The organism is Shimia isoporae (assembly GCF_004346865.1).
GTDB lineage: Bacteria > Pseudomonadota > Alphaproteobacteria > Rhodobacterales > Rhodobacteraceae > Shimia > Shimia isoporae.
In genome coordinates, this window is sequence record NZ_SMGR01000003.1 from 395,871 (window position 1) to 412,723 (window position 16,853).

Below are 16,853 nucleotides of genomic sequence, written 5' to 3' on the forward strand. Positions count from 1 at the left end.
GCAGGACCGCACGACTGAGCAGCCTGTTCGCCAACAATCGGGCGCGACGCCGCAACCCAAGGAAACCGTCATGAAATCACTCCCTCTTGCTCTCACAGCACTGCTTATAAGCCCGTTTCCCGCCCTTGCAGGCAGCCTTTCCGAAAATCATCCGGACGCCCTCGTGTGTTCCATGGAAAGTACGGACGGCTCCGGCACAACGCAGGCGTTTCTTTTTCTTTCCGGAATCAGAGACGACGGCAGCAGCCTGTACCTGTCACTTGGATCCGCCGCGCTGAGCATCTTGTTCGACGAAGAAGGCAACCCGGCGGGACCAAACGCGAACCTATGCAATGGCATGAGCCTGCCAGAGTTGACCGATGCGGGAATGACAAGGGACTTCTAAAGAACCTGAAGGGTACTGCGCCCGTCTTTGTTATCGCACCCACCAGCCTCAAGAAGGGGAACCGACATGTACGAAGTTATTGGCAGTGCCACCAGCCGGGCATTCCGCGTCATGTGGCTGCTCGAAGAACTCGGCCAGCCCTATGAGCACGCCCCGGAAAATCCGCACAGCGACCGCGTGAAAGAGTTGAACCCGTCGGGCAAGATTCCGGTGCTCATGGACGGCGACACGCTCTTGACCGACAGCACGGCGATCCTGACCTATCTCGCGGACAAACACGGCGCATTGACCTATCCTGCCGGTACCGTCGAACGCGCAAAACAAGACGGCTTTACCCAAATGATCCTCGACGAGATCGAAGGTCTCCTTTGGACCGCCAGTCGCCACACTTTTATCCTCCCCAAAGACAAGCGTGTTCCAGAGCTCAAAGACACGCTGATCTGGGAATTCGAGCGGAATATCCGGAACGTCATGAGCCGTGCCAACGGCCCCTATTTGATGGGTGAGATGTTCACGGTTCCTGATATCATCCTGACACAATGTGCCACATGGGCCAAAGTTGCAGGTTTCCCGACGGACAATGAAGCGGTGGTCAACTACATCAAGGGCACACGCTCGCGTCCGGCCTTTCGAACGCTGTTGGAAAAGATAAAGAGATAAGGCTCAGGCCGACCCGCTGGGCCGGCTTTTTTCGTTCAGGTACGAAACAACCCCGTCGCCGGCCTTCTTTCCGGTCGCCAGACACGCGGTCAGCAGATACCCACCTGTTGGCGCTTCCCAGTCGAGCATCTCGCCTGCGGCAAACACACCCGGACGGTCGCGCAGCATCAAAGCGTTGTCCAAAGCATCAAACCGCACCCCGCCCGCCGTACTGATGGCCTCGTCCAACGGCCGCGGTCCTGTGTGGACGACAGGCAAGGCTTTTATCAGCGGTGCAAGGTCCGCGGGCAGCGGCCGTGCGAATTCCATCAACAACGCCTGTTTTTCCGCCGACAGCTTCAGCGCCTTGCGAAGAAAGTTCGACAGGCTCGCCTTGCCGCGCGGTTTTGCGAGCTTTGAACGCACCTCTTCAAGCGACAGGTCCGGCAAAAGGTCCAACAATAGCGGATGTCCCTCTCGCATCGCCCGGGACACCGCGTAGATCCCCCCGCCTTCCAGACCACGCTCCGAGATTACAAACTCAGCCCGAAGCTGTTTGTCACCTGCCCGCAATACGACGGCCTTTACCGGCGTGCCGAAATGCTTCGCCATATGCGATGACCACGCCACCTCAAACCCCATGTTCGCAGGTTGGAATGGTGCCAAAGGTACATCAATCCACTCGGCCCAGGCTCCGTCAGATCCCAAACGCGCCCAGCTCGCGCCTCCACAAGCCAACACACAGGTCCTCGGTGCAACTTCCTCGACACCTGTCGGGGTATCAAATCGATAGGCACCGCCAGTCCATCTCCACCGTGTCCGTATCTCGACCCCTTGCGCGTCCAGACGCGCCAACCACGCCCGCAATAGCGGTGAGCCCTTCATCACGGTCGGAAATACACGCCCGGACGAGCCGGTAAACATGTCCTGCCCCAGCCCCTCCGCCCACGCCACGGCCTCTTTAGGGCCAAAGCTTTCAAGCATTGGCCGCAAAGCAGGCGCGGAATCCTCATATGCGCTCAGGAACCTCGCAAAAGGTTCATCTTTGGTCAGGTTTAAACCCGACTTACCGGCCATCAGGAACTTTCGCCCGACAGATGGTTTCGCCTCTGCCACCAATACGGACAAACCGGCAGCAGACATCACGTCCGCCGCCATCAGCCCCGCGGGACCAGCGCCTATGACAAGCGCGTCCTTCACGCCTTTGGCAAGGGTGTTTTGAGTTCCACAACACGCTGCGGATAAGGAATGGTGATGCCTTCGTCCTTCAAGGCGTTCCAAATCAGGAAGAGCACATCCGACGTGAACTTGTTGCGTCCGTCGTCGATCCCCTCGACCCAGAACTCCACCGCAAACTCGATTCCGCTATCGCCGAAACCGCGCAATTCGCAATCGGGCGGAAATGGCTCGCTCAGAACCCCCGGATGCTTGGCCACGGCCTTTTCGATGATGTCAGGCACCAAATTTATGTCAGTGTCATAGCTCACCGAAAACGGCGCTTCGTATCGGTTGGCCGAGCCACTGTCCGAATAGTTCACCACCCGTGTGGTAATGAAGTCCTCGTTCGGCACCACAATCCAGCGCCCATCATATGTCTCAAGGATCGTCGCACGCGCGGTCATCTTGATGATCGTCCCCGCCTCGCCGCCGTCCAGTTCAACATAGTCACCAACCGTCGCCTGCCCCTCAAGAAGAAGAATTACGCCCGAGATGAAGTTGCTGGCGATCTTTTGCAGGCCAAAGCCGAGGCCGACACCGATCACACCGGTCAGCACCGCCAGCGATGTGAGCGAAATGCCCATGATGTTCATCACGAGCAGGAAGGCGACGCCAAAAATCCCAATCTCGATCGTCTTGGCGATCAGTTCACGCATCGCGGGACGCATATCGTCCTGCGCCTTGATGAACTGGCTGGACTGGTCATTCGACCACCGACCGAGCCAGAAAATCGCTCCCGCGACCAACACAAACCGGATCGCAAAAAGCACCGAGAATGACAGATTGCCAAGCGGTACGACTGTGGCATCCAGATAAGCCATCACCTCGTCCAGAATGCCCAACGCATACAGGCCTGCAACCGGCACAAGGATATACTTGCCCAGGACCTTCATCACCGGATCGGCGATGATCTCCCGCACCAGAATACGCACAGCAAGGAAAAGGAACACACGCTTGCCGAAAGCAATAACAGCACCGGACCCGAACATGGCCCGCGTTGCCGTTTCTCCAACACCGATAAACACATAGGCCAACAACGGCAGCAACAGCGGTAAAAACAACGCCACAAAGCGGCGGGCGCGCGCAACATATGTCTCCGCCTCGGCAGGCGGCGTCAGCAATTTGTCAAGCAACGGGCGAAGCTTCTTGGCTGCATAGACCGCCGCAACATAGGCCACCACCAACAGCGCGAATTGTGACCATGCAGCCGGCGACAACAGCCACCCCTGCGCGACTTCCCAGAACTCCGCCAATTTCTCCAGCGTCTTGTCGACGATCACTGAACCTTCCATCCGCGCCTCGCGTAACCTACCCTGACAATCCTCTTGCCTGCTTGGGCGGGCCAAAACAATGGGGAACAGAGGGGAAAGCACGATGGGGAACGTCACTGATGCACCGACCTGCCCGCTTTGCGAGCGCCCTATTCCGGCACATGCCAAACAGAGCCTGCATCACCTCGTGCCAAAACTGCGTGGTGGCAAAGGCGGCGAAACGGTGTTGCTGCATCAGATCTGTCACAACGAAATACACGCAAGCCTGACCGAAACCGAACTGGCGCGAGACTTCTCGACAATCCCTGCTCTGCGTGCCCATCCGAGGCTCGCAAAATTCATAGCGTGGGTGGCCAAACGCCCACCCGACTTTCACTCGAAAACTCCTGGCGCTCGCCGCAAACGCTGAAGGTTGCAACGCACGTCGCGTTTACGATCCGCGAAAACCGAATTGGCACCGACGTAATACCGACGTTTTGCAGACGCTTTGCAGACACTCGATTCGCGCCCAAAACGCCAAGGATTAAAGAGCGAGGGAAAATCGGGCGGCCTATGCTGCCTGCCGCCCGCTCGGTACATTCATGACCCGTTGCACAACGTTTTGATGCCGGTCGCGATCTCCGGCTTGGCGGCCAATGTGTCCGCTGCAATCAATCGTGCCTCGTCCAGCAACTGATCACGCGCAATCAAACGGTCCACCAATCCGAAGGCAAGCGCTTCATCTGCAGGAATTTTCTGTCCGCCCATCAAGATCAGCTTGGTCCGCGCGGGGCCAATCAATGCGGCCATGCGCGCCGGATCGGACGGTTGCGGCAAAAAGCCAAGCTTCATCACAGGATAAAAGAACTTTGCGTCCGGCACCGAAATACGAATGTCACACGCCAGCGCCATTCCCATTGCCCCGCCCGCCAAAGTCCCGTTTAGCGCCGCAATGCTCAGCCCCGGCAGCGCCGCTACAGCACCTGACAACCGCTCCCAGACATCGCTGGTCGCAAGCCCCGCGCGCGCCTCTTCAAGATCAGCGCCAGCCGAGAAAACCTTTCCAGTTCCTGTGATTACAAGGCCCCGTGCCTCCCGAGCCGCCTCGGCAATGTCTGCCAACTCGCTCAACATCGCATAGGTTAGGGAGTTGGCCTTGTCGGGGCGGTTGATCGTGACAATCCAGAGCCCCGACGGTTCTTTGATCAGGTCGATCATATAAGGCCGACCTTGCGGCGAATGTCTTCATCTCTCAGCGAGATTTCATCCCCCAGCCAATCATCAGCCGCGCTGGAGCACATCCAAAGCAGGCACTTCGCAGGCCATTCCGGCGGGATGTGATCCGTCCATTCCAGCTTGGACACAGGATTGATCCCGCTGGCTTTGATTTCCCTCTGCATTTGGGTCGCCACCGTGCCTGGGCTCAAACCGATGGCACGAATGCCTTTTTCGCCAGCTTCTTTATGAACACAGCGCGTCAGCATGTTCACCGCGGCCTTGGACGCGCAATAATGGCTCCAGGCCTCCACCGGCCCATGAGCTGCACCTGAACTGATGGTGAGGATTGAGCCGCCGCCCGCCTGTTCCATCATCGGCATGACCGCACGCATCCCGTGATACACGCCTTTCAGATTGATATCGATCACCTGTCCCCAATCGCTGGGATCCGACTGATCCAGATGAGAGATTGGCTCCACAACCCCTGCGTTATTGATGAGCACATCAACTCCGCCAAACTTGTCAACCGCCGCGGCAACTGCGGCTTCAACCTGCGCGTAGTCAGCAACATCGCAAGCCACCGCTAGCGCCGTATCACCGATTTCTTCGGCAATCGCATCAATCGCTGATCCGCTCCGCGCGGTCAGAACCACGTTGGCCCCCGCTGCCGCGAACGCGCGCGCCGCGCTTTCCCCAATTCCCCGGCTCGCGCCAGTGATCATGACAGTTTTTCCAGAAACATCAGACATATCGCTCTCCCGCCTTGCCGTTTGCCCTGTGCTACTGCGCCAGGCGCGATTGGTCCAGTCTTTCGACTTGACGACACGCCGCCTTAGACGGACTCTGTCGCGGACCTGTTCCAGTAAGGATTATTCAGATGCGCATTTATCTCACTTCACGACTACTCGCTGGCTCGACAGCCATTGCCCTCTGCAGCGGGCCCGTCTTCGCCGACATCACGGCTCAAGATGCCTGGTCCAATTGGCGCGCGTATATGGAAGAATTCGGCTACGAAATTCAGGCCACGGAAGAAGCGGGAGCCGGATCTCTAGCGATCAAGGATCTGGTCGCCACAATGGACATGCCCGAGGAGAGCGGGCAGGCACAGGTCAACATGTCGGAGATGGTTTTCACCGAAAACGGTGAAGGAGCTGTCTCGATCACGATTGCAGACAGCGTCCCTTTCAGCTTCAGCATGGACGACGGCGATGAGCAGGTCACTGCCAACATCATGATGACCCACGCGGGCCTCAGCACGATTGCCTCGGGCAACCCGGATGAGATCACATACGCCTATGGCGCTGAAAACGTGACGATGGCACTGCAGGACCTGGTCGTTAATGGCGAGACCATTTCCGATTTCAGCGGTGAAATCGCCGTAAATGGTATCGACGGAACTACCCAATTCTCGCTGGGCGAGACAATGACTTCCAAAGACAGCATGAGCGCCGAGCAACTCTCCGTGATGATCAAAGGCGTCGACCCTGACACCGGCGACAACGTGGACTTCGCGATGACCTTGGCTGGCCTGAATGGCACAAGTGAAGGCACAATGCCGCTCGGCAGCTTCACCAGCAACCCCAGCGCCATGTTCGCGGACAGTCTCGACCTGGTCGCAGATTTCACGATGCAAGCAGCGCAAATCTCCGCGGCCTTCGAAGACGAAGAAGGCCCAGGTCAGCTCAATCTTACAACCGGTCCCGGGGCCGTTGACGTTGAGATGACGGATGAACTCATGTCCTATGGCGGCAAAATAACCGACGTCGCAGCCTCAGTGGCTGCGCCGGACATTCCCCTTCCGATCGATGTAACTTTCGGCGAACTCGGATATGATTTTGCTGTTCCGCTAAAGGCATCAGAGGAAGCACAGGACTTCAACCTTGGTCTTAACTTTACGGATATCGGATTGTCTGAGTTTATCTGGAACTTGTTCGATCCGGGCGCGATCCTACCGAGGGATGCGGCAACTCTGGTTCTCGGCCTTTCTGGCAAGGCAACCGTTTTCCAAGACCTTGTGACACTTGACGAAAACATGTCCGAAGCGCCTGGCGAGTTGAACGCGTTGTCTTTGGACGAGCTGCAACTCAGCGCAGCAGGCGCAGATGTCTCCGGAACAGGAAGTTTCACTTTCGACAACACCGATCTGGTGTCGTTTGACGGGCTGCCACGTCCCGAAGGTGCCATCGATGTCAAGCTCAAAGGGATCAACGGCCTGATCGACAAATTGATCCAAATGGGCTTGCTGCCCGAGGAGCAGGCTATGCCCGCGCGTATGATGCTCGGCATGTTCTCGGTTCCGGTTGGAGAAGACGAGCTGACGTCCCGCATCGAAATAAACGAGGCCGGACATGTCTTGGCCAACGGACAGCGCCTAAAATAATCTTCGATTGAAACAACGATCCGGAGGCCGCCATGAGCGGCCTCCTTTTTTGCTGGCGCCTTGCACCGGACCTTCCAGCGGTCTAACTCAGTTGAAACACCGAAACGAGGACACAATGGCCCAAACTCCCGAAGCCCTGACCAACCAGCTTTTGGACGCCGCAAAAGTCGCGGGAGCAGAAGCATGCGACGCTGTTGTGGTCGTAGGCACATCGTTGTCCATCGAGGTGCGCGAAGGCACATTGGAACAGGCTGAGCGCGCCGAGGGACTGGACCTAGGACTCCGTGTCCTTGTCGGAAAACGACAGGCCAACGTTTCGATCTCGGACGCTCGACCCGACGCCATTCGGGAAATGGCTGAACGCGCCGTGGCCATGGCGAAGGAAGCTCCCGAAGATCCGTATGTGGGCTTGGCCGACCCGGGCCAGTTGGCGGCGGAAAGGGATGCAGGTTGCCTGGAGCTTTCGGACCCTTCCGCGGAACCTGACCCCTCGATGTTGCAGTCGGACGCACTTGCAACCGAAGCTGCGGCAAAGGCCGTTAATGGGGTCACCCAAGTGCAATCCGCCACGGCAGGTTATTCAGCCAACGATGTCTGGATAGCCGCCAGCAACGGCTTTTCCGGCGGATACCGACGCACCAGCCGTGGCACCTATTGTACTGCAATCGCAGGCAGTGGCGACGGTATGGAGCGCGACTATGACGGTGACAGCCGCATCTTTGCGTCTGACATGCGCGACCCCGCCGACATTGGTCAATCTGCCGGCGAACGGGCCGTGGGCCGCCTGCACGCGCGCCAACCAAAAACCGGTGCATTTCCTGTTCTGTTTGACGAACGAATTTCCAGTTCGCTTCTCGGCCACCTTTTGGCCGCCGCGAACGGCGCGACAGTTGCAAGGGGATCAGGTTGGCTACGCGAAAAACTCGGGGAACAGGTTTTGCCGACCACGCTTTCTGTAATCGAAGATCCACACCGTCCGCGTGTCACCGGCTCTCGCATGTTCGATGCAGAGGGTCTGCCGACCCAACGCCGGGCAATCGTGGAAAACGGCGTTTTGACAGGTTGGACATTGGATCTCGCAAACGCGCGCAAGCTTGGCCTGAGCAGCACGGCGAACGCTGCACGCGGCGTATCAGGGCCACCCTCTCCCTCCAATTGGAACGTCGCCTTGACGCAGGGAGAAAAGTCTCGAGACGCTTTGATCAAGGAAATGGGCACAGGCCTTTTGGTTACGAGCCTGATTGGCTCAACCATCAATCCTAACACCGGTGACTACTCCCGTGGTGCGGCTGGCTTTTGGGTGGAAAACGGAGAACTGACGCACGCAATCAACGAATGTACGATTGCTGGCAATCTGCACGATATGATGCGAACTCTTGTACCCGCCAACGACGCGCGCCAGCACCTGTCGCGACCGGTTCCATCGCTGCTGGTCGAAGGACTCACACTTGCCGGATCCTGATCTGAAGCTTCTGCTCGACGCCGCGGAGGAAGCCGGGCGCATCGCAACCCGCTACACCGGCTCCGAAGCAGAAACCTGGCACAAGCCAGACGGTGCAGGCCCCGTGACGGAGGCGGACCTCGCCGTCAACGATATGCTGGAAGCCACCTTGCGAGCAGCGCGTCCGGACTATGGTTGGCTCAGCGAGGAAAGCCACGATGGACCTGAGCGCCTCGAGGCAGCGCGTTGCTTTATTATCGACCCCATTGACGGTACCCGCAGCTTCATCGATGGCTCCAACACGTGGGCGCACTCGCTCGCAATTGCAGAACATGGCAAAGTCACTGCCGCGGTGGTCTTCCTACCTTTGCGCGACCGAATGTACGCTGCGGCGCATGGGGCCGGCGCTACCCTGAACGGCACTCCGATCGCAGCTTCCCAACGAGCCGAAATTTGGGACGCCAACGTCTTGGCGGCACGACCCGTCATGCATTCGGATCTCTGGCGCGCAAAAGCTCCAGGGTTCAAACTTGGCTACCGCCCCTCGTTGGCATACCGCCTCGCTCTTGTGGCTCAAGGCCGATTTGACGCAATGCTCACTCTTCGCCCGACATGGGAATGGGATATTGCCGCGGGTGATTTGATTTTGCGCGAAGCTGGCGCGGCAGTTTCTGATCGAATGGCCGAGCCGCTCACTTTCAACAAAGCCGACCCGCGACTAAATGGCGTTGTAGCCGGAGGCAGCGCGTTGCATCGGCAAATCTGCGATGCGCTCGCTCCTGTTAACTCACTTTAACCACTTGCCCCGATAGTTGAAACTGCATCAGGTCAGGCCTTGAGGCCCGTCGCCATCGCCTTTAGTTTGCGCGCAACGCAGCATCTCAAAGGAGATTGACGATGGCGCAACGCCTGCACCTTGTATTCGGCGGCGAATTGATCGACCCGACAAAGACCGCTTTCAAAGACGTGGACGACATCCACGTTGTCGGTATTTTCCCCGACTACCAGTCGGCCTATGATGCGTGGAAAGCAGAAGCGCAGCGCACGGTAGACAACGCACACATGCGCTACTTCATAGCGCATCTTCATCGCCTGCGCGACGAAGAGCTCGCCGCCTCCTCCACCGAAGAACTCGGCTAAGGCCACCCATGCCGCGCTCGCTCGGACTGGCAGCATATCTGGCCTTTGCACGCCGCCAGCCGCGCAAGCCGGTACCATTGGCGGCCGAACGACCCAAAGGCGAGCTGATCTGGCTACACTGTTCCGACCCCTCCCGCGCCCGAAGCCTTGCTCAACTTGGCCTTCGTCTGGCGAATCTGCGGGACGAGACCCAAAAGGTTCTGATCACCACTGCGTCCGGCACCCCGCCAGCCCAGAACCTTCCGGACGGGGCAATTTGGCAGGAGTGCCCAACTGAAAACCCCGACGACATCGAGGCTTTCCTCCACCATTGGCGACCGGACATGCTTATCTGGCTTGGCAAGCTACTGCGCCCGGCCCTGACAGTTGCAAGTTCCAAGCGCATGCCTTGCATGTTGGTGGAACCCAATGCACCAACTCTGGAAAACAAACGCTGGCGCGTAGGCCCTGAACCAATTCGGGCAACCTTGGCGCATTTCAACGTAATTCTGGCCGACACCAAGGCCATTGTCGCACGCTTCCGCTCGATGTTGCCCGAGGACGTCGAGGTCCACCCGGGAGGCCTCCTGACCGAAGAACCCCCTGCGTTGGTACACGTGGAAAGCGACCTTGAGGAGCTTCGTGATGCTTTGAAGGGACGCCCTGTTTGGTTGGCCGCACGCGTGCATCCAGACGAGCTTCCGGCTATTCTCGCTGCGTTCCGTTCGGCGCTTCGGCTGTCACATCGGTTGCTGCTTGTCATCGTCCCGGATAGGGCCGACCACGCAACGGCCATCAGGGATCAGGTGCATGCACAGGATTGGCGCGTAGCGAATTGGGACGACGGGGCATTTCCCGAGGAAGATACCCAAATTCTCCTAACGGAGAGTCCTGGTGAATTGGGGCTGTGGTACCGGATCGCGCCGGTTAGCTTTGTTGGGTCTTCGCTGATTTCCGGCCACGGCGGTCGCGATCCATTGGAACCTGCTGCGCTCGGGTCTGCCGTTCTCTATGGGCCGTCCGTACGTAACCATCTGGACAGTTACACGCGGCTGGCCAACGCAGGAGCCGCGCGCATCGTCCGTGATGCCGACAGCCTCGCCACTGCGCTCATCCAGCTGGCAGCGCCCGACCAACTGGCAGCCATGGCCCACGCCGGTTGGCAGGTCATTTCCGAAACGGCCGAAGTGACCGACGCCATCGTCGCGCACGCTCAACGGCTTCTGGACGGTGACGAGGTCGTAGGATGAAACCCCCTGTATTCTGGAACAATGCGCCAGACGCCCCCGGTTGGAAATCCACGCTGCTGGCTCCGCTTGGCAGTCTCTACGCCTCGGCCACACGACGTCGCATTGCCAAATCGGGCAGTGCCTACCACTCGCCAGTACCCGTGATCTGCATCGGCAACCTGAACGCCGGTGGCACAGGCAAAACACCAACCGCCATCGCTCTTGTTCAACACCTACAGGCGAGAGGGTTTTCACCGCATGTCGTGTCCCGCGGATACGGCGGAAGCCTCCACGGCCCGGTAGAAGTACATGAACGCACCCACACCGCTGACCAAACCGGCGACGAACCCCTCCTGCTTGCCGCCTTCGCCCCGACCTGGGTGTCAAAAGACCGCGCAAAGGGTGTCAAAGCCGCGACCGAGGCAGGAGCCAAGGTAATTTTACTTGATGACGGATTTCAAAATCCGTCCGTATACAAGGCCGCATCTATCGTCGTGGTAGATGCAAAACGCGGTTTCGGGAACGGGCGATGCATCCCTGCCGGACCACTGCGAGAACCCGTTGGTGAAGGGCTAAAGCGCGCAGATGTCGTACTTTCAATCGGCGATGCTCCAGCGCAAAAAGCTTTCTCCGAAACATGGGGGCATGCGATTTCGCTACCTCACGTTCAGGGCGAGTTAGTGCCATTACCGACAGGCATGGACTGGACGCAAACACCCTTCTTGGCCTTTGCCGGCATTGGTCATCCGGAGAAATTCTTTGCTACATTGCGAAGCCTCGGTGCCACCATCCTTCATGCCGAAGCTCTGGACGACCACCAACCGCTTTCCCCGCAACTCCTCACCCGTCTTTCGATGGACGCCCAACGCCTTGGCGCTCAGCTGGTGACCACCGAAAAAGACGCCGTTCGTTTGCCACAAGACATGCGCCGTGAAGTTTTGACAGTCCCCGTGAGACTTAACATTTCGGATTGGTCAGAAGTGGATACGATGCTGGATCGGGTGTTGCCCGAGCAACCGTGAGTCACTCGGGCAACTGTTTTTATTCGCCCAGTTTGGCGTCAAGAATTTCCCGCAGAGCGTCATAGCTCATGTTGGAATGTTTCTCTCCGTCAATGATCAGCGTTGGCGTCGCGCTCACGTTGTCCGCAGCAGCGTTTTCCTGAAACCACCCGACCAAGGCCTTGGCTTTATCTTCATCCTGCAAGCAGGCCTGCAGCGTGTCGTCATCAAGGCCTGCCAGTCGGCCGGTCTTGCGCAAAGAACCGGCAATTGCAGTCGGATCACCTGCGCGCGTCCATTCTGACTGCGTCTCCATCAGGATATCTGTAATCCCGAAAAATTTCTCGGGCCCACCGCAGCGAGCCACCATGCTGGCCCAAAGACCGAAGCGGTCAAAATACACGTCACGGAAGATGAACTTCACTTTGCCGTTATCCACGTAGTCCGCCTTCAAAGGCTTCAAAACCTGTGTGTGGAACGTCGCGCAGTGCGGGCACGTGAAAGAGGCATATTCGACGATCGTGATCGGCGCATCGTCTGCGCCCATCATCATTTCAACAATGCCAGAAGTCTCCACATCCGCGCCGTCCGAAGACACTGGCTCAATGTTGGTAACGCCCGCTACCGGGGCCGACTGTTGTGTATTCATCCAATATGCGCCGCCGGCAATTGCTAGCACGGCCACCGCCACTATGGGAAGGAGTCGTTTCATTTAGAAACCTTTCTTCGAGTTTTTGTTCTTGTCGATAACATTCTCGGCCAAACGCGCCAGCGCCTGCCGCAAATCCGCATCCCTCACTGGCGCTGCAACTTCCGCTGCTTCTCGCACCACATCCGGGTCTTTGAGGGCATCTGTGGATTCCTTTTTCGGAGCAAATTGGGCCTGGCCTTCGGCAAACCCTGACGCGGCAGTCTGCGTAATACGCAAATGCGCAATAGCGTTGTAACCATAGGCCGCGTTCACCTTGCCCCGTAGTTTTTCTTTTTGCATCTCTAGCATCGGCGCTTGGGCACCGGTGGTAAGCACCGTGAGTGTGGCCCCGAAACCTGATCGCCCGTACTTCACATCAACGGGACGACACACGCTGGCCATATCTTGCCCTACAATTTCAGACCAATGCGTCAGCACGCGCGTAACCGCAAAACCACGGCTTTCGCCCGCGCTGCGGATACGGTCCCGCAACAGGGTCGAAGTGCGTTTGAAGCCTTTCGTGGTGGCGCGTCGCATGGTCGGCCTTGCATCCTTGGGTCGGGCGCTATCTTAGTAGCCCCGCGCCAGTGTGCCAGCGAAACCGACCAATTGAGAGGATAAAAGTTGCGTGACCAGCCAAACAGCGTCGATTTGCTGGAATGGTATGACCACCATGCCCGAGTAATGCCATGGCGCGTCGGTCCGGCCGAACGTGCCGCAGGGATCGCTCCAGATCCTTACAGGGTATGGCTATCAGAAATAATGCTCCAACAAACAACGGTAGCCGCCGTCAAAGACTACTTCTTACGCTTTACTACAAGATGGCCGACGGTCAGCGCACTGGCAGATGCGGAAGATGCGGACGTCATGGCAGAATGGGCAGGGCTTGGCTACTACGCGCGGGCCAGAAACCTGCTCAAATGCGCCCGGGTTGTTGCCAACGAAATGCAGGGAAAGTTTCCTGCAAACTATGAGGATCTTCTCAAGCTACCCGGTATTGGCCCTTATACTGCTGGGGCTGTATCCGCCATTGCGTTTGACCGTCCTTCTACCGTCGTTGACGGAAATGTAGAGCGGGTCATGGCCCGCCTCTTTGATGTACATACGCCTCTCCCGGCCGCAAAGCCGGAGTTAACCGATTTTGCGACGCGCCTCACGCCAACGGACCGCCCAGGCGATTATGCCCAAGCAGTTATGGACCTCGGCGCCACAATTTGCTCCCCCCGTAATCCCGCGTGCGGAATTTGCCCTTGGCGGGAGCCGTGCAAGGCCCGCGACTCTGGCACCGCGGCCGATTTGCCAAAGAAAACTCCAAAGAAACCAAAACCTGTCAGGCACGGGGTTGTCTATGTTGCAAAGCGCGTTGACGGCGCATTTCTTCTGGAGCGCCGACCCGACTCAGGCCTTCTTGGCGGAATGCTGGGCTGGCCCGGTTCTCCTTGGCAGGAAGGTGAAATACCTCCGCATTCCCGGCCAATTCGTGCGGAATGGAAAACACTATCCGGCGAGGCGCGCCATACTTTCACTCATTTCCATTTGCGCTTGACCATCAAGACCGCGTTGGTGCCAATGGATCGCAGTCCCGACACCGGGTTCTTTGTCGAAAAGACCGCGTTCAGTCCTTCAGACCTTCCAACAGCAATGCGCAAAGCATTTGACTTGTATTCCAAATCATAGAGCCGTTGCGAGGACATCGGGAACGGCTCATACTCCGGACAAATTCGATGGAGTCGCCCATGATCCCTGCCAAAGACGTCGCAAAGCTCACTAGCGCGTTGCCTTTCTGGTTGTCGCTGATGCTCATTCCGCTGATCTGGATTACCGCAGGTCTCGGCGGCTGGTGGGTACTGCTCGTACCCGTGACGACTTGGTACCTTTTTGCAGGTCTGGATGCCGCGCTCGGTCTCAATCTCGAGAATGCCGATTTGGATACAACAGACGAGCAGCTGCATTGGTACAGCCTGATTACAAAGGTTTGGCCGTTCGCTCAGTTTCTTACACTTTTCGGGCTGATATGGTTTGCCACTCACACCGATCACCTCAGTGTCGGCGCGACGATTGGCCTGTTCTTCGGCATGGGAGTGATCTCAGGCACGATCGGGATCAACTACTCTCACGAATTGATGCACCAGAAAAACAAGACCGAGCGTTGGATGGGCGACATCCTTCTGGCAATGGTCCTTTATAGCCATTTTCGCTCTGAACATCTGCTGGTGCACCACCGCTACGTCGGCACCCCGCGCGACCCGGTGACCGCGCGATACAACGAAGGATTTCACCGCTTTTTCCCGCGTGTCCTGATCGGATGCTTCAAGAGTGCTTTCCGGGCAGAGAAGGAGATGCTGGAACGCAAAAACCTTCCTTGGACAGACCTGTCTAACCCGTTCTTTCGCTATTGGGCACTCCAAGGCGGAATGCTGCTTTTTGCGCTCATCGTTGGCGGCTGGATCGGCTTCCTACTGTTCATATGGCAAGCGTATATCGCAATTTGGCAACTGGAGTTGGTCAACTACGTGGAACACTACGGGCTAACCCGCAAACATCTGGGGGAAGGAAAATACGAGCATGTGAAGCCCCATCACAGCTGGAATGCCGCTCACAAAGCGTCCAACTGGCTTCTGATAAACCTGCAGAGACATTCGGACCACCATTACAAGCCTGACCGCCGTTTCCCGCTTTTGCAAAATTACACAGATGCTGACGCACCGCAGTTGCCGTTTGGCTATCCTGTGATGACCATCGCAGCGATGATCCCGCCGCTTTGGAAAAAGGTCATGAACCCCCGCGTTCGTAAATGGCGAGGCATGTATTATCCGGAAATCACCAATTGGCATGCCTACAACAAGGCCAAGAACCCATTGCCGCGCTAGGTGTCGCTGGAAAGACCGTGTTCAAGAGGTCGTTCAAAGGCCCAAACCGTCAATTTTTCCGCCACACCCCGAATGTCCTGATCGGTAAACTTCTGCAAACCGTCCAGGCATTCGTCTCCACCTTCGCGGATAACTTCGGCGCGCATCCCGTCGCTGATGACCAATCGCGCATTCAGCCCTCGCGTCATGCTTTCCAACCGTGAAGCAACATTGACTGTGTTGCCTACGACCGCGAACTCGAGGCGGTTTGCACCAATATCGGCAAGAACTGCAGGTCCATAATGGGCGCCAAAGCCGACACGCAAAGGCGGCTGCCCGTCTGCAATGCGTGCATTGTTCCATTCGTCCACATCGGCCATCATCTGGCGTACGCATCGCAACGCGTTTTGCGCATCGTGGTCGGACGGGCTCGGCGTGCCAAACGTCGCCATCAGTCCGTCGCCAAGGTATTTGTCCAGCGTACCGCTGTGGGCAAAAACCGCGTTTTCCATAAGGCCATGAAAATCCCGAAGAGTACCAATCACTTCTTCCGGTTCTCGCTCGGCTGCGAACTCCGTGAAGCCCACGATGTCCACAAACAGCACCGCAATGTTGTGATTTCTAATTTGCTTAAGCGGTTCGTCGTTCTGGCTTAACTCCTCGACGACGTTGGGTGAAAAATACCGTGATAGGTTGGTTCGCTCTCGCTCCAGAGCCGCGTTGGAATGCAGCAAGCGATTAAAGCGGCGCATGGACAGCCCCATCGTTACCGCAACGAGCAGAAAGACCATCGCCTCTTGGACGCGCAATTGAATGTTGAATGCGTTCGGATCGACATGAGACACCAATTGCGGAAAGTCCTTCAACGCCTCTGCGATGCCCTCGGTCACACCGGGCGTCGGTTCCGTCAACCACATCGTAAGGCCAAGCGCGATCATCCACATACTGACGGTCCAAGTGCCAATCGCAATCACCGTGCGCCAGCTGTAGGCCAGGGTGCCGACCGCGAGGATCACAAAGAAATAGATGAAATTATCAAACTGATAGACCGACGCTGGTGGCCAGTCGCGCGTATCCAGCGGGTTTGGACCGAGCATCCCAAAGACCATGATGAACAGATCAAGGAAGATCAGAAATAGCTCAGTTCGAGAGCGTCCCACCCGTCCGGCGCGGCGAATGAAATATCCGTTCACACAAATCAGAACGAGGATGAACTCATGATACAGCACCGCCGGCATGGGCGCGACAAACAACAAGAACACGCCGACAATGGCCATCGCTATCCAGCGTGCCTTTACAGCAAGCTCAAGGCCTTCGCTCTTGTGGCGTTCCAAAATCGCCTCGGTATAGCGATCCTCGCGCGCTTCTGAATCCTCGAACTGATCAAGGAAATTGCCCGGCTCTTGATGTGGCGCGTTCTGCTCAGCCATGTC

At 57.6% G+C, this 16,853-nt stretch carries 18 protein-coding genes; 11 read left to right on the plus strand and 7 right to left on the minus strand.

All coding sequences use genetic code 11. The features are described 5' to 3' along the window. Window positions 1-70: 70 nt before the first annotated feature. Both BXY66_RS16275 and BXY66_RS16280 read left to right on the plus strand, forming a co-directional pair. A complete protein-coding gene (locus tag BXY66_RS16275; RefSeq protein ID WP_132861438.1) occupies window positions 71-385 on the plus strand; it encodes a hypothetical protein in 315 nt (104 codons plus the stop codon). A gap of 66 nt (window positions 386-451) precedes the next feature. Further along, the gene (locus tag BXY66_RS16280; RefSeq protein WP_132861439.1) at window positions 452-1,045 is read left to right on the plus strand and encodes a glutathione S-transferase family protein; all 594 of its coding nucleotides are present in this window, start codon (window positions 452-454) and stop codon (window positions 1,043-1,045) included. Window positions 1,046-1,048: 3 nt separating this feature from the next. Here the strand turns inward: BXY66_RS16280 and BXY66_RS16285 are convergent, their stop codons facing one another. Together BXY66_RS16285 and BXY66_RS16290 are read right to left on the minus strand one after the other, a co-directional pair. Further along, entirely contained in the window at window positions 1,049-2,224 is a 1,176-nt protein-coding gene (locus BXY66_RS16285; protein WP_132861440.1) for a TIGR03862 family flavoprotein, read from the minus strand. Further along, complete coding sequence (locus BXY66_RS16290; RefSeq protein ID WP_132861441.1) at window positions 2,221-3,534, minus strand: mechanosensitive ion channel family protein; 1,314 nt, start codon at window positions 3,532-3,534, stop codon at window positions 2,221-2,223. Before BXY66_RS16290 ends, BXY66_RS16285 begins: the two co-directional genes overlap by 4 nt. 82 nt (window positions 3,535-3,616) lie before the next feature. On the opposite strand from BXY66_RS16290, the gene BXY66_RS16295 reads away from it, so the two are divergent. Further along, on the plus strand, window positions 3,617-3,922 hold the full coding sequence (locus BXY66_RS16295; protein WP_132861442.1) for an HNH endonuclease: 306 nt from the start codon (window positions 3,617-3,619) through the stop codon (window positions 3,920-3,922). 170 nt (window positions 3,923-4,092) lie between these two features. On the opposite strand, the gene BXY66_RS16300 is transcribed toward BXY66_RS16295, so the two are convergent. Next, a complete protein-coding gene (locus BXY66_RS16300; RefSeq protein WP_132861443.1) occupies window positions 4,093-4,710 on the minus strand; it encodes an enoyl-CoA hydratase/isomerase family protein in 618 nt (205 codons plus the stop codon). Continuing rightward, window positions 4,707-5,459 (minus strand): SDR family oxidoreductase, encoded by a 753-nt coding sequence (locus BXY66_RS16305; protein ID WP_132861444.1) that lies wholly within the window; start codon window positions 5,457-5,459, stop codon window positions 4,707-4,709. Before BXY66_RS16305 ends, BXY66_RS16300 begins: the two co-directional genes overlap by 4 nt. Window positions 5,460-5,587: 128 nt before the next feature. Here BXY66_RS16305 and BXY66_RS16310 point away from each other — a divergent pair, with 128 nt between their 5' ends. The 6 genes from BXY66_RS16310 to lpxK all read left to right on the plus strand — a co-directional run bounded on the left by BXY66_RS16310 (window position 5,588) and on the right by lpxK (window position 11,901). Next, window positions 5,588-7,090 (plus strand): DUF2125 domain-containing protein, encoded by a 1,503-nt coding sequence (locus BXY66_RS16310; RefSeq protein WP_132861445.1) that lies wholly within the window; start codon window positions 5,588-5,590, stop codon window positions 7,088-7,090. A 115-nt stretch (window positions 7,091-7,205) separates the two neighbouring features. Continuing rightward, the gene (locus tag BXY66_RS16315; RefSeq protein ID WP_132861446.1) at window positions 7,206-8,552 is read left to right on the plus strand and encodes a TldD/PmbA family protein; all 1,347 of its coding nucleotides are present in this window, start codon (window positions 7,206-7,208) and stop codon (window positions 8,550-8,552) included. Continuing rightward, window positions 8,539-9,327 (plus strand): 3'(2'),5'-bisphosphate nucleotidase CysQ, encoded by a 789-nt coding sequence (locus BXY66_RS16320; RefSeq protein ID WP_132861447.1) that lies wholly within the window; start codon window positions 8,539-8,541, stop codon window positions 9,325-9,327. Before BXY66_RS16315 ends, BXY66_RS16320 begins: the two co-directional genes overlap by 14 nt. Before the next feature lie 101 nt (window positions 9,328-9,428). After that, entirely contained in the window at window positions 9,429-9,671 is a 243-nt protein-coding gene (locus tag BXY66_RS16325; protein ID WP_132861448.1) for a DUF4170 domain-containing protein, read from the plus strand. 8 nt (window positions 9,672-9,679) lie between these two features. Continuing rightward, window positions 9,680-10,900, plus strand: coding sequence for a 3-deoxy-D-manno-octulosonic acid transferase (locus BXY66_RS16330; protein ID WP_132861449.1), 1,221 nt, complete (start codon window positions 9,680-9,682; stop codon window positions 10,898-10,900). Further along, window positions 10,897-11,901: a tetraacyldisaccharide 4'-kinase gene (lpxK, locus tag BXY66_RS16335; RefSeq protein WP_132861450.1), complete on the plus strand. Its 1,005-nt coding sequence runs from the start codon at window positions 10,897-10,899 to the stop codon at window positions 11,899-11,901. The genes BXY66_RS16330 and lpxK overlap by 4 nt, the downstream gene beginning before the upstream one ends. 19 nt (window positions 11,902-11,920) lie before the next feature. On the opposite strand, the gene BXY66_RS16340 is transcribed toward lpxK, so the two are convergent. Both BXY66_RS16340 and BXY66_RS16345 read right to left on the minus strand, forming a co-directional pair. Then, window positions 11,921-12,592 carry a DsbA family protein gene (locus tag BXY66_RS16340; protein WP_132861451.1) on the minus strand — a complete coding sequence of 224 codons (672 nt, stop codon included), beginning with the start codon at window positions 12,590-12,592 and terminating at the stop codon, window positions 11,921-11,923. Further along, a complete protein-coding gene (locus BXY66_RS16345; RefSeq protein WP_132861452.1) occupies window positions 12,593-13,108 on the minus strand; it encodes a DUF721 domain-containing protein in 516 nt (171 codons plus the stop codon). An 87-nt stretch (window positions 13,109-13,195) separates the two neighbouring features. Between BXY66_RS16345 and mutY the strand changes: the two genes are divergently transcribed. Both mutY and BXY66_RS16355 read left to right on the plus strand, forming a co-directional pair. After that, window positions 13,196-14,248 carry an A/G-specific adenine glycosylase gene (gene mutY, locus BXY66_RS16350; protein ID WP_132861453.1) on the plus strand — a complete coding sequence of 351 codons (1,053 nt, stop codon included), beginning with the start codon at window positions 13,196-13,198 and terminating at the stop codon, window positions 14,246-14,248. 59 nt (window positions 14,249-14,307) lie between these two features. Continuing rightward, complete coding sequence (locus BXY66_RS16355) at window positions 14,308-15,441, plus strand: alkane 1-monooxygenase (RefSeq protein WP_132861454.1); 1,134 nt, start codon at window positions 14,308-14,310, stop codon at window positions 15,439-15,441. Here the strand turns inward: BXY66_RS16355 and BXY66_RS16360 are convergent. Beyond that, window positions 15,438-16,850, minus strand: coding sequence for an adenylate/guanylate cyclase domain-containing protein (locus BXY66_RS16360; protein WP_132861455.1), 1,413 nt, complete (start codon window positions 16,848-16,850; stop codon window positions 15,438-15,440). The genes BXY66_RS16355 and BXY66_RS16360 overlap by 4 nt on opposite strands. Window positions 16,851-16,853 lie beyond the last annotated feature (3 nt).